Origin of the sequence: Ureibacillus acetophenoni, from assembly GCF_900220965.1 — a bacterium.
Lineage (GTDB): Bacteria > Bacillota > Bacilli > Bacillales_A > Planococcaceae > Ureibacillus > Ureibacillus acetophenoni.
On sequence record NZ_OBQC01000003.1, the window covers coordinates 219,834 to 235,974 of the forward strand.

The 16,141-nt window shown below is 32.9% G+C and carries 17 protein-coding genes; 2 read left to right on the top strand and 15 right to left on the bottom strand.

Annotation, left to right across the window (positions count from 1 at the left end; all coding sequences use genetic code 11):
- Window positions 1-173: 173 nt before the first annotated feature.
- The 3 genes from CRO45_RS06480 to dapF form a co-directional block, all read right to left on the bottom strand.
- Window positions 174-1,568, bottom strand: a complete 1,395-nt coding sequence (locus CRO45_RS06480) for a HAMP domain-containing sensor histidine kinase (RefSeq protein WP_097148837.1) — start codon at window positions 1,566-1,568, stop codon at window positions 174-176.
- Window positions 1,565-2,239: a response regulator transcription factor gene (locus CRO45_RS06485; RefSeq protein ID WP_097148838.1), complete on the bottom strand. Its 675-nt coding sequence runs from the start codon at window positions 2,237-2,239 to the stop codon at window positions 1,565-1,567. Before CRO45_RS06485 ends, CRO45_RS06480 begins: the two co-directional genes overlap by 4 nt.
- Window positions 2,240-2,357: 118 nt before the next feature.
- Entirely contained in the window at window positions 2,358-3,323 is a 966-nt protein-coding gene (gene dapF, locus CRO45_RS06490) for a diaminopimelate epimerase (RefSeq protein ID WP_097148839.1), read from the bottom strand.
- Between the two features lie 324 nt (window positions 3,324-3,647).
- Between dapF and CRO45_RS06495 the strand changes: the two genes are divergently transcribed.
- Window positions 3,648-4,196 carry a GNAT family N-acetyltransferase gene (locus CRO45_RS06495; protein ID WP_097148840.1) on the top strand — a complete coding sequence of 183 codons (549 nt, stop codon included), beginning with the start codon at window positions 3,648-3,650 and terminating at the stop codon, window positions 4,194-4,196.
- A gap of 49 nt (window positions 4,197-4,245) precedes the next feature.
- Here the strand turns inward: CRO45_RS06495 and CRO45_RS06500 are convergent, their stop codons facing one another.
- The 9 genes from CRO45_RS06500 to CRO45_RS06540 all read right to left on the bottom strand — a co-directional run bounded on the left by CRO45_RS06500 (window position 4,246) and on the right by CRO45_RS06540 (window position 12,510).
- Window positions 4,246-5,322: an undecaprenyldiphospho-muramoylpentapeptide beta-N-acetylglucosaminyltransferase gene (locus CRO45_RS06500; protein WP_097148841.1), complete on the bottom strand. Its 1,077-nt coding sequence runs from the start codon at window positions 5,320-5,322 to the stop codon at window positions 4,246-4,248.
- A gap of 486 nt (window positions 5,323-5,808) precedes the next feature.
- A complete protein-coding gene (locus CRO45_RS06505; protein WP_097148842.1) occupies window positions 5,809-6,711 on the bottom strand; it encodes a CobW family GTP-binding protein in 903 nt (300 codons plus the stop codon).
- Window positions 6,712-6,797: 86 nt separating this feature from the next.
- Window positions 6,798-8,324, bottom strand: coding sequence for a lmo1851 family serine protease (locus tag CRO45_RS06510; protein WP_097148843.1), 1,527 nt, complete (start codon window positions 8,322-8,324; stop codon window positions 6,798-6,800).
- Between the two features lie 170 nt (window positions 8,325-8,494).
- Window positions 8,495-9,199, bottom strand: a complete 705-nt coding sequence (deoD, locus tag CRO45_RS06515) for a purine-nucleoside phosphorylase (RefSeq protein WP_097148844.1) — start codon at window positions 9,197-9,199, stop codon at window positions 8,495-8,497.
- A 169-nt stretch (window positions 9,200-9,368) separates the two neighbouring features.
- Complete coding sequence (locus tag CRO45_RS06520) at window positions 9,369-9,593, bottom strand: YozE family protein (protein WP_097148845.1); 225 nt, start codon at window positions 9,591-9,593, stop codon at window positions 9,369-9,371.
- A gap of 151 nt (window positions 9,594-9,744) precedes the next feature.
- Window positions 9,745-10,176, bottom strand: a complete 432-nt coding sequence (gene msrB / locus CRO45_RS06525; protein ID WP_097148846.1) for a peptide-methionine (R)-S-oxide reductase MsrB — start codon at window positions 10,174-10,176, stop codon at window positions 9,745-9,747.
- Window positions 10,169-10,702 carry a peptide-methionine (S)-S-oxide reductase MsrA gene (gene msrA, locus CRO45_RS06530; protein WP_097148847.1) on the bottom strand — a complete coding sequence of 178 codons (534 nt, stop codon included), beginning with the start codon at window positions 10,700-10,702 and terminating at the stop codon, window positions 10,169-10,171. Before msrA ends, msrB begins: the two co-directional genes overlap by 8 nt.
- A gap of 11 nt (window positions 10,703-10,713) precedes the next feature.
- On the bottom strand, window positions 10,714-11,283 hold the full coding sequence (locus CRO45_RS06535; RefSeq protein ID WP_097148848.1) for a YpmS family protein: 570 nt from the start codon (window positions 11,281-11,283) through the stop codon (window positions 10,714-10,716).
- A gap of 384 nt (window positions 11,284-11,667) precedes the next feature.
- Window positions 11,668-12,510: a DegV family protein gene (locus CRO45_RS06540; protein WP_097148849.1), complete on the bottom strand. Its 843-nt coding sequence runs from the start codon at window positions 12,508-12,510 to the stop codon at window positions 11,668-11,670.
- A 208-nt stretch (window positions 12,511-12,718) separates the two neighbouring features.
- On the opposite strand from CRO45_RS06540, the gene trhA reads away from it, so the two are divergent.
- Window positions 12,719-13,360, top strand: coding sequence for a PAQR family membrane homeostasis protein TrhA (gene trhA / locus CRO45_RS06545; RefSeq protein ID WP_097148850.1), 642 nt, complete (start codon window positions 12,719-12,721; stop codon window positions 13,358-13,360).
- Between the two features lie 56 nt (window positions 13,361-13,416).
- Here the strand turns inward: trhA and CRO45_RS06550 are convergent, their stop codons facing one another.
- The 3 genes from CRO45_RS06550 to folA all read right to left on the bottom strand — a co-directional run bounded on the left by CRO45_RS06550 (window position 13,417) and on the right by folA (window position 16,102).
- Window positions 13,417-14,931, bottom strand: a complete 1,515-nt coding sequence (locus CRO45_RS06550) for a flotillin family protein (protein ID WP_097148851.1) — start codon at window positions 14,929-14,931, stop codon at window positions 13,417-13,419.
- Window positions 14,932-14,950: 19 nt separating this feature from the next.
- Window positions 14,951-15,478 carry an NfeD family protein gene (locus tag CRO45_RS06555; protein ID WP_170949424.1) on the bottom strand — a complete coding sequence of 176 codons (528 nt, stop codon included), beginning with the start codon at window positions 15,476-15,478 and terminating at the stop codon, window positions 14,951-14,953.
- Between the two features lie 141 nt (window positions 15,479-15,619).
- Window positions 15,620-16,102, bottom strand: coding sequence for a type 3 dihydrofolate reductase (gene folA / locus CRO45_RS06560; RefSeq protein WP_097148852.1), 483 nt, complete (start codon window positions 16,100-16,102; stop codon window positions 15,620-15,622).
- Between the last annotated feature and the right edge of the window lie 39 nt (window positions 16,103-16,141).

The window sequence follows — 16,141 nt, forward strand, 5'->3', positions numbered from 1 at the left end:
TAACAAATTTCACCATGTTTCAACAATCGATATTTTCAATCAATTTGATAATTAATTGGAATCGGTTTATGATGAACGTTATTTTTCAATTCAATCTTACTACTCTTCACAAAAAATACAACTCTTTTTGAATAAATATTGTTATTTTTTACATAAGAACTAATATTACAGTACTAAAGCGGGAACCTTAATGTAAATACTGTCCCTTCGTCTATTTTACTAGAGACTTCGATCTCTACATTATATTTTTCTGCCAACATTTTAGTAATGCTCAATCCTAAACCAGTTCCTCCTCCAGTATGTTCTCTGGAATCGTCAACCCGATAAAAACGATCGAAAATTTTATTTAAATTCTCTTGATGAATTCCAATCCCATTATCTTTTATTGTTATAAAAATATTTTCTGTTAAATAATGAACTTTTACTTCAATAATTGGTTTTTTTATATTATAGCGAATTCCGTTTTCAATGATATTTCGAACAATTTGGGCGAGGGCATTTTCCGTAATATGTGCTTGTATCACTTCTCCAGTAGAATGTATGTTTATTTCTGCCTCACTGTTAATCATCTGAAGTTCATTTTTCACAGATGTCAATACTCGCTCTACATTTGCATAGCTATGTTCGTCTCGTTTTTCTCTCCTAGCCAAATGGAGGAGTTCCTCAATCATTTTTTTCATTCTACGTACTTCTATAATTGATGTGTTTAAAGATTCTTCTAACACTTCAGGATTTTTTTTACCCCATCTTTGAATAAGAGATAGATGGCCTTCAATTGCCTGAATTGGTGTACGAAGCTCATGGGATGCATCTGAAACAAATTGTTGTTGTTTTGCAAAAGATTGTTGCAATTCATCCATCATTGCTAAATACATTTTTAATAAATCTCCAATTTCATCGTCCGCTTTATAACTAAATTTAATAGGCTTTTCAAACCCCTTTTCTTTTACCGTGATCATAGAATCTCTTAAGTCTTCTAATGGCTTCATTAGTAAATTTGACAAATGGAAACTGATAATACCTGCTAGTAAAATTGCACCAATCCCAGCAATTAACATTGCTGTTAACATATATTGCATCATTGAATGAAATGTAGTTAATGGATGAATCAATTGCATATACCCTTGAAATAGACCAATTTGGACAAATCGACTAACTACAATTACATCTTCTCCATCAACTGTTTCTTTTGAAACGTTTGTATTTAATAATTCATCTAATGTAAGTGTAATATTAACTACTGGCGAGTGATTATTTATTCTTAAAACTTCGTAACCGTCCATATTAAATATTCGGACCGTTTGATTTTGGTTAATTATTGACTTCATTAATCCATTATTATCTTGTAATTCCCTTAAGCTCATCGGCCCATCTTGTGAATTAAAAAAAGAGCTTAAATCATCAACCGTGCGAATAGCACCGTTTTGTTCGTTATTGTATAACCAATTGTACAATGCAAAATAAATTACTATACAAATCGCTGCATAGCTAATAGACAATACAAGCGCTGTAGAAAATGACCATTTCTTTTTTAAGGAAAGGTTAATAAAATAATCTCTAAGTTTCATTCTCTCACCACATAACCAACACCACGTATTGTCTCAATAAGTGGTTCACCATCCGTTTTTATTTTTGAACGTAGATGTCGAATATAAACGTCAACAACGTTCGTTTCCACCTCAGTTTCATAACCCCATACAGATTGTAAGATCATATCTCTTGAACATACCCGATTTTTGTTTTCACATAAAAGTTTTAATAAGTCATACTCTGTTTTTGTTAGTTCAACTTTTTCGTTTTTAAAGAACACTTCATATGAATTCGGGTTAATAACGATTTCACGAACTTCTATTAAATCGTCTTTCCCATTATTCGTTTTTACTCTTCTAAGAATTGAACGAATTCTAGCAAGTAATTCTTCAATAGCAAAAGGTTTAACTATATAATCATCTGCCCCTGCATCTAAACCCGCAACTCGATCCATTATTTCGTCCCGTGCAGTAATTAGAATTATTGGTACATCGGATTGAGCGCGAATTCTCCTACAAACTTCGATTCCGTTTAATTTCGGTAACATGACATCAAGTAAAATACAATCATAGTTCTCACTTAATGCTCTTTCAAGTCCATCCCTTCCATTAAATGATACTGTTACATCAAATTGCTCATATTGCAATTCTAGTTCAATGAAACGGGAAATTGTTTTTTCATCTTCTACTAATAAGATTTTTCTATTCATATAAGTTCACCTTCCGCCTATATAGAATGCTTGGTAAACAAACATTGTAATAAGAGTTAAAAAGCCACATTTTAAGTTTAACTTAAAATGTGACTCTTTACATTTTGAAACACCTACTCTATAAAATAAAGGATGCTGATTCTTCTCTAACGACCTTTACACATTTCTTATACTCTTTTTGTTCATCAGTGTCTTTTCTACTAATAAACTTATAATTATTTTGTTCTATATCAATCTCATACGAGGCAATAACTGTTGCGTTTCCAATAAGAGTTAATTGATATTCGCCATTATCTTCAATAACTTTGCATTTAACAAAACCACCTGGGTTAAGAACAGTTATAGTTTCATTTTGAACAATATTATTTATTTTTGCAACTAAAGCAGATGCAGTCATTGCAGTTCCGCATGCATTTGTAAACCCTACTCCCCGTTCAAACGTTCTTACGAAAATAGTGTCATTTTTTAGAGGTAGTGCATAACTTACATTTATGCCGTCCGAACAATAATCATTTTCCACGTTTAAAAATTGAGCAAGTGATGTTTGATGAGCATCATTAGTAATATATTGCTCACCTACAATTCCTATTAAATGAGGATTAGGTACAGATACAGCAGTATATTTTATATCTTGTGAAAATTCCGGTATTAATTGATAGTTAATTTCCGATTGATTATTATACTTCATAGGTAAACTTTCTAAATTAAAGGAAACCGGCGATATTTCTACTGCATACGTAGGTACACCTTCATATATTGGTTCCTCTCTTTTAACTTTTAAATTTGCTTTCATAGTTTCAATGATCGCTTCATCTTTTTTTAGCTTTTCACACACATATCTTGCGACACAACGCAAGCCATTTCCACACATCGATGCTTCAGACCCGTCAGCATTGATGACTCTCATTTTAGCGTCTGCAACTGTAGATGGTAACACTAATAATAAACCGTCTGCCCCACCTTCATTTTCTACTTTGCATAGCCATTTTGTTAAACTTACCCAATCATGTTCTGTTTCTTGATCGGATTCAAATAAATAAAATGTATTTCCAGAACCGTGTACTTTAAAAATCGTTCTTTCCATACAACATCACTCCTCAAAATTGGGATTGTAAATCATAATGATTAATAATAATTGAACCACCTATTAAATGGCAATATTTTTATTTTACAAAGTTAATATTTGTTAACAAATATTTCACAACTTATTATAAAAATTCTTATTGCAAAAGAATAATTTTTTATTATATGATACTTCTACAAAATACTTATTTTAATGGATAAAAACTCTAGGGAAACGATGGATGACTATTTTGCCATAGTTTAACGCCTAGTTTTTTTTAGGCAATTTTGTCGTAACTGTTGCCCTGTGATTTTTTAGCAACTTTCCTAAAAGGAGGCGTAAAACATGTTAAAACATCGTGATTTAAATGAAACGAATGAACTTTTTCATTTATTAAGTCATCCATCAGTGTTCCCCTATGTTCGTCAAAAGGCAACTTCTGCAGAAGAATATTTGTTCATGACGAAACAGATAATGGAAGAGGAACAACTTGGTTTAACAATCTCTAGAACAATTATTGACGATTATGGTCAACCAATTGGTACAATTAACTTATATGATATACAAGATGGAGCAGGGTTTTTAGGTACATGGATTGGTGTTCCATATCAAGGAATGGGGTATAACCAAACAGCAAAAAAGGAGTTTTTAACTGAACTCTTCTTCCAATGCGATATTCATACTGTATTTTTAAGAATTCGTAAAGGAAACGAAAGATCTAAACGCGCCTCCTTAAAATTACCTTATGTAATCGAAGCAAGTGAAACTCACCAAGCATTATATGAAGAAATTAATGCAGGTGATGTAAAATTTGATTTGTATCGTATTCCTAAAGATCTATTTTATTTAGTTACTGCACATGAAAATAACGAAGAAGAAGAACAAGCAATGTAAATCAAAGGGTGTATTGAAAGTTTATATTTCAATACACCCTTTTAGCTTTTTATTTTTTATATTGTAGTATTAGTTGCACCATTTCATCCGGTGTTTTTGGAGTTTCAGCAGCAGACATTGATTGAATCATTTTCGGCCTTTGTTCAATTAGTCTTTTAATTGATTTATAAAATGTATTCTTTGTCAGCGCTTCTTCCTCTAAAACTAATGCAAACCCTTGTTTTTCAAAAATATTTGCATTTAATATTTGATCTCCTCGGCTTTTAGATGCAGACAATGGAATAAGTAACATCGGTTTTTTTAATGCTAAAAACTCGTAAATAGAGTTTGATCCCGCACGAGAAACAACATAGTCACTAAGTTGTAATAAATCAGGAAGTTCACTTGTTACATAGTCAAATTGTTTATAACCTTTTAAACTACTTAATGAATGGTCGACATTTCCTTTTCCACATAAGTGAACAATATTAAAATCAACAAGTAATTCTGGTAAATTACTTCGAAGTGCATCGTTAAGTACAACCGAACCTTGACTGCCTCCCATTACTAGGAGTACTTGTTTATTATCATCAAATCCACAAATTCGAAGCCCTTTATTTTTTTTACCTTCAAATAATTCCTGTCTAACAATTGAACCAGTACAAGTTGCTTTTTCGCTAGGTAAGTATTTAAGTGTATCTTCAAAAATTGTAAAGATATGAGAAGCAAAAGGTAGTGCTATTTTATTTGCTAAACCAGGAGTAACATCTGATTCATGTATTACTACTGGTACTTTTGCCATTTTTGCTGCAATGACAACTGGAACCGATACGAATCCACCTTTAGAAAAAATCATAACTGGTTTAACCTTACGAATAACCGATAAAGCTTGCATTATTCCTGCCATAACTTTAAATGGATCTGTAAAGTTTTTCATTGAAAAATATCTACGAAGCTTCCCACTTGAAATTCCATGGTATGGGATTTTAGGAAAACTTCCTGTTATCAACTCTTTTTCGATCCCATCGTGTGATCCTATATAGTGTACATCATAGCCCTCTTTCAACAATGAAGGGATAATTGCCTGGTTTAATGAAACATGGCCTGCAGTTCCGCCACCTGTTAATATAATTGAATTTTGATTCACAATAATTCTCCTATCCTATGTGAAAATTCACTTTAACTTTTAAGTTACAAATAAACACGCCATTGAATATTCACTTATAGATTACAATTATGTATTTAAATTTCCGCTCGAGTATTTCTACAATTTTCTTTTATAACTAATGTAGCCGAGTCAAAATAAAAATGAACAACATCGATAAACAAAACACTATAGTTATCTATGCTAATAACTAATCATCCATGCCGCAATATCCTCTGTCGATTTTAACATATATAAGTCATTTAAAATAGATTTTTACCATTCAAATTAAACAACAAAAGCCCCCAAGTCAAAACTTGAGGGCCAAATTAACTTTCAAAAGGATAAATCGGTGTGTCCAGAAATAGCCACCCTTAAAAAAACCCTACACCATTAGGTCTATATTACGGAGACTAAATGGTTTAGTTGTAAACGATATTGATAGTTTTATAGAGTTACAATTTTAATAATACAGTCCCATTATTACTTCTAAATTTCCCCAATTAGATTAATTTGGTTTAAATTTTCACCTATAATGACCATTTTCGGTTCCATTTTTACATATTCAGGTAACCATTGTACTAATCCATACGCATATTGAAATAGCATTGGATTTTTCATCCCTTCAATAGGCACATATCCTTTCATTCGATAAACGGAGCTCGGTAGTGTGCGAATCCATTCTTCAAATTGTTCTTGGGTAAAGCTTTCTTTAAATTCAACTAAACGAGAAGTTAAGTGGAGATGAACTCCTATTTTCGCTGGTTGAATACCGTCATTTTTACCACTGATAGTTGATTGTAATTTCTCTAGTAAGTTTAATGGAACGCGTCCATTAGTAGTTTGTAAAATAAATGCATTAGAATTAATACTTTGGATTTCAAAAACCACTTTCGATTGTTCAGCTTCTGATAACAAATCCATTTTGTTTGCTAATAACAGATGGGCATGACGAATTTGTTCTAAAAATAAGCTTCTTACCTGTGGTGTTAACCGATTTCTATCTAGCCATAGTTTACTATCTGCTACCGTCACAATTCCCTTAATGTTTAACCGTTCAGCAAATAAAGGTGAATATACTGCATCTAATGCCTCTACAGGATGTGCTGCACCAGTCGTTTCTATAATTAATACATCAAATTGTTCATTAGCAAGTAAGGACTGAATTTGCGCTTCAGTTTTTTCACTACCAGAACAACAAATGCACCCTTCTAGCATTTCTTTTAATGGAATATCTTCTTCGACAGCTTGGGAGTCAAAGTTTAACTGTCCAAATTCATTCATGATAATAGCTGGTTTAAGTCCTTTTTCTTTTAATTGTCGAATGACATCCGTTAACATAGAAGTTTTTCCACTACCTAAAAACCCGCTAAATAAATACACATCGATCAATGAGATCCTCTCCATTTCCATTTTTACAAAGAAAGAGCTGATTTTTGTTCATGTACCGAACAACTCAGCTCTTTCAATATGACTAATTATTCGTTTTGCGTAGTAGTTGCCTGTTCTTCTAACAATTCAAGTGCTTTTAAAACATGTGGATCTTCATCTCTAATTTTTTGTCTAAGAGCATCCATAATTGCATAAGTAGTATCACCAACGATAACACCAGTTTGTTCTAATTCATGATCTGCTTGGAATGCTTTAACAGCATTGGCTGTAGACTCATCAAATTCATTATCAACTTCATCTACACTATATCCTAATACTTCTAGCATTTTTTCCGCATTGTTTACAGTCGTAGAAAGAATTCCTACTTTCAACTCTGAATTTGGATCGATGAATGTAAGTTTTGCATATTCAGGGTATTGAACTTCAAAATCAGGCTTGATCCCTGTTTCATTTATCCAATTTCCGTTAGGAGTTAACCATTTCCCTGTAGTATATTTTAAATTTGAACCATCCGGTAAGTAACTGACAGTTTGTACAGTTCCTTTCCCAAATGAAGTTAAACCAACTATTTTAGCATTACTTGACTCACGAAGGGCAGCTGCTAATATTTCAGAAGATGAAGCACTACCGTTGTCTATTAATACTACGATTGGTAGATTATATTTTTTTCCACCATCTGCAACGTATTGTTCAGGTTCACCATCACGTTCTTGTACTTTAACGATTGGTTTTCCTTTTTCAACAAATAAATTTGCAATATCAAGAGCGGATGATAAATAACCACCCGGATTTTGACGGAGATCTAGAATTATACTTTTCATACCGTCTTTTTCGTATTGTTCGAGTAAGACTCTTAAATCTGCAAAAGTTTTATCACTAAATGATGAGATTTGGATTTTAGCAATTTTGTCTTCTCCCATTTCACCATAAACAGTTTCAATAGGAATTTCATCTCTAACAATTGTAATTTCTTGTAGATTTTCATTATTTCCACGTTGAATCGTTAAAGTAACAGGAGTTCCCTTTTCACCACGAATTAACAATACCGCTTCCGTGGCACTCATACCCTGAATACTTTCACCATCTACAAGTAAGATAATATCTTCTGGAAGTAAACCTGCTTTTTCAGCGGGTGAATTTTTAATTGGAGAAACAACAACGATATTTCCATTTCGTTCTTGAATTTCAGCACCAATTCCCTCAAAACTTGCTGATAAGTCTGAATTGAACTGCGCTGCTTCTTCCTTATTCATATAATCTGAATACGGATCTCCTAATGCATCAAACATTCCGTTGATTGCACCGTAAATGATTTTTTCATCATCTACTTCAATATAGTACTTTTCCTTTAGTTCATCGTAAGCCTCAAAAAGCTTTTTAAATTCTTTTCTCTCATTCTGCTGACTCGTTTCCACAACTTCGACAACTTTTTTATCTCCAAAAGTTAATGCGAAAATTGTCAAACCCGCAGTTAAAATAATCGTTAAAAACATTACCATTATTAATGTGAATGGTTTTATGCGTAGATAGTTTTTTGCAGGCTTGTTTTGCTGCTCTAGTTTCTCTCTATTAGTCTCTAACTGGTTTTGTTCTTGTTGATTTTGTTCATCCATTCTTCAATTCACCACTCTCATTTACACTTAAACGTAAAGACGTTATTACCATATTAACAGTTTCTATTCATTCCGAAAAGAAAAGACTGTCAATTTATAGACAGTCTTGTACCATTTGATTAAATAATAGTGTTATCTCGTATAAAAATCAATGGTAAGTAAACGCACCATTAATCTTGGATTGCAGCCTCTAACGCTACTACGATCATATCTTTGAAAGTAGTTTGTCTTTCTTCAGCTGTTGTTACTTCCCCAGTAATAATATGATCTGATACCGTTAATACAGATAACGCTTGACGTCCAAATTTAGCAGCAAGTGTATAAAGGGCAGCAGATTCCATTTCCACAGCTAGAACACCATATTGAGCTAATTTTTCATTTTGATTTTCATCTGAGTAGAACATATCTGCAGTCATAACGTTACCAACTTTTAAGTTCAGACCTGCAGCTTTACCTGCATTGTAAGCTTTTAATAATAAATCAAAGTCTGCAATTGGAGCATAGTCAATTCCATTAAAGATGATTTCGTTCATTTTAGAATCAGTTGTTGCACCTTGACCTAAAATAACATCTCGAACTTTTACATCCTTTTGGATAGCACCACAAGTACCTACACGAATTAATTTTTGTACACCATATTCTTGCATTAACTCAGTAACATAAATTGAAATAGATGGAACACCCATACCAGTTCCTTGTACAGATACTCGTTTACCTTTATATGTTCCAGTAAAACCAAGCATGTTACGAACCTCGTTGTAACATGTTACGTCTTCTAAAAACGTTTCAGCAATATACTTTGCACGTAATGGATCTCCTGGTAAAAGAATAATATCTGCAATATCACCTTGTTTTGCGTTTATATGAATACTCATCAAATCCCTCTTTCTTCTGAAATTTTCTCATGCTGTTTCATTTTACTTCTATTTGTTGTTTAAAATGAAAGAATTTCTCTCATTTTACAATATACTTTCTTTTATCTTTTTGTGCAATGTATAGCACTTAGTAATATAAACTAGCACACATTTTAGGTTGCAACAGTCATTAATTATCATACTTCAATCGATAAATTTCCCAAAGTTCATCAAAGGCTGATGTCGATAGCTCATCATCAGCTTTTGTTTCAAAATAACTAGATAATTCTTCGAAGGATGTACTTGTTTTTGGAAAGCCATGATCATGAAAAGCACTTTCAGCAAACCTAGATTTTTGATCTGACCAATCGCCACCTCTATATGTAAGAACAAAATGATAAAAACTTTTTTTCATACGAATTTCTCCTTCTATGTTCCCTATATAATCGGTAATTTTACATAACTTTTAATCGATGAACAAGTGACGAACAATTTTAGGAGTTAAAATCGCAAATATAAAAAAGCTAACTAGAAAGTTTGAATTTCTAGTTAGCCCGATAAATCCTTTATTTTTCAAAAAGCTTTACATATTCTCCGTAACCTTCTTCTTCTAACTTATCTTTTGGAATAAATCTTAAAGAAGCAGAATTAATACAATAGCGTAATCCACCTAATTCTCTTGGACCATCAGGAAATACATGACCTAAATGTGAATCTGCTGTTTTACTTCTAACTTCGATTCGACGCATACCATGAGATGTATCAAATCGTTCTTCAATTTCTTCACTTTCAATTGGTTTAGCAAAACTTGGCCATCCACAACCAGCATCGAATTTATCATATGAGCTAAATAATGGTTTCCCAGACACAATATCAACGTAAATTCCTTCTTCAAAATGCTGATCGTATTCATTTTGGTATGGTGGTTCTGTTCCATTTTGTTGAGTAACATAATATTGCATTTCAGTTAGTTTTTTTAAACGTTCTTCCTTATTCATGTTTCTTCCCCCAATGGTGTTGTATAAATGCAGCTCTACCTGATCCAATATGATATCTTTCATAGTGTAATGGATTTTTCTTATAGTATTGTTGGTGATAATCTTCTGCAGGGTAAAAAGTTTTAGCAGGAATAATTTTTACTGCAATGGGTTTATTAAATTTACCTGATTTCTCCAGAAGATCTTTTGATTCTTCAGCGATTCTTTTTTGCTCTTCATTATGATAAAAGATGGCAGTTGTATACGATTCACCACGGTCATAAAATTGACCTCCAGGATCAGTTGGATCAATTAATGTCCAATATAGATCAACTAATTTCTCATAAGGGTAAATTTCTGGATTAAATGTAATTTGGACAGCTTCTAAATGGCCAGTCTTTTCCGAACATACTTGTTCGTAAGTAGGATTTTCCACATGTCCGCCAGTGTAACCTGAGACCACTGAGTCAATCCCTTCTTGTTGGTCAAAAGGTTTAACCATACACCAAAAACAACCACCTGCAAATGTTGCTTTTTCTATAGTCATTCTATAACCCCCTATTCATTTGGCACTATGAGTTCTAATACTATTTTATCATTTCTTAGATCAATTTCTTTTGCACGAACTTTCGACCCATCTGCGACAGTCAATTTAGATAGGTCTACAAAAATTTCTTCCTCATTCGGTCGAATGAGCACCCAATCGGGAAATTCAACTGTTTCTTCTAAAATCATTAATACCATAGATGGCTTTATATCTAGTTTTCCTACATATATTTTCGAGTATTTTAAATGTAAGTTACCATCTTCATTAACTATTGGTTCAAAGTCAATCTGAACTGGGACTACCATACCGAATGCAATGATTTCACTGAAAATTTGTATTTGATCATTCATTGTAATAGCGACAGGTAACGTTTCGGTATTCAAAGCTTCTCGTAAATATTTTAAGGCAAGCTTTTCAAAATCTTTTGTAGTTGTTTCCACTAAGAGGACACTACCTTTTGCCTCTTTAACAGGAGGAAGTGGCACATCATTTCTCGGTGAAGTCGCCATTATTAGAATAGTAGTAATTATTGCAATGATTGCACCCGCTAACACAAAGAAGGCGACTTTCCATTTATTCATCCTAATTCACTCCCATATTTTTTACAACAAATAAGCTTTGGTTAAGGACTTTATAACTGGTATAGCTTTTAGCTAGAACAATGACTATGAATATTATAATTATATGTATAAAACTCTCAACTAATCTCTTAGTATTCCCAAGTTTCTATGTTTCATTCCTATAAGCACTTTATAATCTGGTGGAAAATTGGATAAATTTTAGCGTAATCCTTTGCTCTTAATTAACGCATCTGTACTTTTAACGTTCCATTCATTTTACTTTATAATATAATGAACTTTATCATATACCTATTTTTAATTTAGTATATAAATAAAAAATGTCAGTCCATATACTAGGAATCTGACATTTCTTTTATGTGCGTTATATATTAGCAATGATAATACTTATTCTGCGAAGTAGATAAAGCCTAAGGCACCAGGACCTGTGTGAGTACTAATGATTGGCGAAGTGAATTTAACTTCTACGTTATCAAAGCCAGTTTCTTTAATTTTTTCAATTAGGGCATTCCCCATAGTATCTAAACCATCTGCATGAGAAATTCCCACCGCTTTTACGGTTTTACCTTTTGTGTCTTCTAAAAACTGCTCAAATAAATGCTTTACCACTTGTTTATGGCTTCTTGCTTTTGCAACAGGTGTATAGGCTCCGTCATCTAAAGTAGCAATTGGTTTAATATTTAATAATGAACCAATCATACCAGTACCTTTACCAATACGACCACCTTTTATTAGATTTTCTAATGTATCAACTACTACGAATAATCGTGAATTTTTACGGACTTCTTCTAATCTATTAACTATTTGTTCAACAGTGGCACCTTCATCACGTAATCGTATAGCTTCACGAATTTGAATTGCTAAAGCAATGGCAATATAACGAGAGTCAATGACTGTCACATCTGAATCTGACATACTCGCTGCTTGTCTTGCTGATTCTACAGTTCCGCTCATAGAACCTGTCATGTGTATAGAAATAATTTGATCTCCATCTTTACCAAGTTCATCATAAAGCTCTTTAAATTGACCTGGAGCTGGTTGTGAGCTTTTTGGAAGCGTTTTCGATTCTTTCATTAATTGTAAAAAAGATTTTGGTTCAACGTCGACGCCATCTGTATAAGTTCGATCTCCAATTTGAATCGTAAGTGGTACCACATGAATATTCGATTCTAATAACTCTTCTTTTGTTAAATCACAAGTAGAGTCAGTAACAATATGAATTTTTTTCAATATGACACATCCTTTAATAGCTTCTCTATATTATAATTTCCCCATTTTATCTATGTAAATATGACAAATGTAATCACATTCGCAAATTTTAAGGAGAAATAAACATATAATTGAAAATTTGATGACAAACCTAATTACACATATGTGACAAATGATAGTACGAATGCAATTAGTATTCCAGTATAGTTACATCAACGGAGGAGATCGAATGAATAATAGTAACGCTTTTGATTATAAAAATTTTACGGAAGAGCTTTGGAATGCAATTACCCATGGGATTGGATTCATTATTAGTATTCCAACATGTATTGCACTTATATTAGTCGCAGTCCAATCAGGTAGTTCTATTCAAATCGTTTCAAATAGTGTATTTGGCGCCTCTCTAGTATTACTTTTTTTAATGTCTACACTTCTACATAGCATGCCTGAAAAATATAAAAGAATCTTTTCAATATTAGACCATTCTTCAATTTATGTATTAATCGCGGGAACATATACACCCTTCTTACTTGTTGCAATTGGTGGAACATTAGGTATCGTTCTATTATGTATTGTTTGGGGAATCGCACTATTTGGTATCGTTTTTAAATGTTTATTTATCCATAAATTTGAAACGATATCTTTAATCTTATATATAACAATGGGTTGGTTAATCATTTTTGCCATTAAACCTTTATACCAATTTTTACAGTTTGATGGATTTACGGTTTTACTAGCGGGTGGATTATTGTTTACATTTGGTGCAATCTTTTACGCTTGGAGGAAGTTACCTTATAACCATGCAATATGGCATTTATTCGTAATTGCTGGTTGTGCGTGTATGGTTACGTGTGTGATTTTTTATTTATAAACATATAAAGCCACGGCAGATGCCGTGGCTTTGTTGTATTTTTATAAGATTTGTGATTAGACTTCTACTTTCTCTTTCTCTTTTTCTACTTCTTCTTGCTTAACCTCAATTGTATCAAAAGTACGCTTTCCTGCGAAATTCTCAATTAGTTCTTTAACATCAATTCCAGAAGAAGCTTTTAAAGTCTCTTGTAGTGTTGACATTAAATTTGTTGCATATGAAGTTACACGATTTGCACCGCCACCTTCTCCGTTACCTGTGTCAACAACTGTAATTTTATCGATATTAGATAGTGGACTCGCAACTTCTTTCGCATATTGAGGTAACATACGAACTAACATATCAAGAACTGCCGCTTGACCGTATTGTTCAAATGCTTCTGCGATTTTACGTTTCGCTTCCGCTTCTGCAAGACCTTTTAATCGAATAATTTCTGCTTCAGTTTCCCCTTGGGCTTTTTCAGCATCAGCCTTTGCAAGACCATCTAATCTAATTTTTTCTGCTTCAGCTTTTGCTCTTGCCTCAATACGATATTTCTCAGCATCTGCTTGTGCTAACTCTTTCATTTTTTGAGCAGCTGCATTTTGTTCAATTGCATAACGATCAGCATCAGCCTTTTTCTTAACTTCTGAATCGTATTGTCTTTCACGACGTAAGATTTCTTTTTCTTCTAATTCAATTTGTTTTTGACGCTCAATAATTTGTACTTGCATTTCTTGCTCAGTAACTTCTTGTTTTGCTCTTGCTGTTTCTAATTCATAGGCTTGGTCCGCACGAGCTTTTGCAATGTCTTGTTCACGGCGAAATTCCGCTACTTTTAGTTGATTTTCTTTTTCTGCTTCTGCGATTTCAGTTGCACGTAATAATTCAGCTTTTTGAGCTTCTTTTTCTGCTTCGGCTTTCTTAATACGTGTTTCCTTTTCTGCTTCTGCAGTGGCAATATCAGCATCACGTTTCACTTGTGCAATTCTTGGTTTCCCTAGAGAATCTAAGTAACCATTTTTATCACGTACGTCTTTTATAGTAAATGATACGATTATTAATCCCATTTTCGCTAAATCTTGAGAGGCAACACGTTGAACTTCTTGTGAGAACTTGTCACGGTTTTTATAAATTTCTTCTACCGTCATCGAACCTAGGATTGAACGTAAGTGCCCTTCTAGTACCTCTTTTGCTTCGTTTTCACGATCTTGTACTTTTTTACCTAAAAACTGTTCCGCAGCTGTTGCAATTTCAGTAATGGAACCACCGATTTTAATAATAGCTGTTCCATCTGCCATTACTGGTACACCTTGCTCTGTATATACTTCAGGTGTTGTAACTTCTAATTTACTAGATAATAAACTTAAATATTCAGCCTGTTGGAATACCGGAAATACAAATGTACCTCCACCACGAATGATTTTTACACGATTTCCCGAATCGTCTTTATGAACATTTTTAGATCCTAGGAAACTACCTGTTACAATAAGCGCTTCATCTGGACCGACTGTTTTATATCTTGCAATATAAATCCCAATGATTGCTAGAATGACAAAAACAACAATCCCAATAACAATTAACAAATCCATAAGTTTACCCCTTTACTTTTTATTTGAATGGCGATTGGTATTTTTTTACATGAAGCGTTCCTTCTTTTACTTCGATTATTAGTATTTCATCATCATAATCGATCGCTTCGTTATCAAAACCAGTAGCTCGTTTTGATATAATACCTGCTGCCGTTTCAATCACTACTTCACCAAATCCATCTTTCGGAATTGGCACAATCACTTTCCCTATTTGACCTTCTAATGATTGATCTGTGTACGCCAATGAGACTTCTGCTGATTTTAAAGGAACTAATATAAAGAAATATAGCAAACTACTTAATATTGCAGATAGAATACATGAGATAATAAATACGAGTACACTAGTCATTGGACTAAACTGCTCAAGTAGATAACCACTTGCAGATGCAATTGTTATAAATGCCAAAATCACAGCTGGATTTAAGAAGAAAAATCCATCTACTATTCCATCTAAGAAGTCAGAGAATAGTATATAAACTACAGTTATACATCCAGCTACAATTAAAGTAACTAAATAAACTGTTTGTATTTCTACACCGAAGATCATTTTCATCACCTCCACACTTGTTTTAGCATTTGTTACCATATATACGGACTAAGTTTCACGAAAGTTTCAATATTTTAAAAATTCTTTCACAAAAAAATGCACTTACTGATTTTTAGTAAATGCACTTTATTCATAGTCATATTAAAATTTTTTTCTGTCAAAAACTAAATATTTATAGGTAAATCCTTGATTTGTATCTACAGGGTCGCTTGAATAAGTGAGTGACCATTCATCATCATATAATGGGAAAAATGTATCTCCATTAAATACATAATCAATCTCAGTTATGTAGAGTCGATCAGCTATAGGTAATGCTAATTTGAAAATCTCCTCCCCACCAATAATCATAATTTCTTCAACATCGCCAGCAATTTTAATTGCTTCATCTAAACTATTGGCTACTTCGATTCCTTCGTGTCGATAGTCACTGTTACGTGTTACAATAATATTTTTTCTTCCCGGTAAAGGTCTACCTATAGATTCAAATGTTTTTCTTCCCATGATCATCGGTTTTCCCATTGTTGTTTCTTTAAAATATTTTAATTCTCCTGGTAAATGCCAGGGCATTTTGTTCTCGTATCCAATTACTCGATTTTTATCGTGAGCTACAATTAGTGAAATCATTTGTATGTTCCTTTCTTCGATTCGAAATTAAGTTAATTA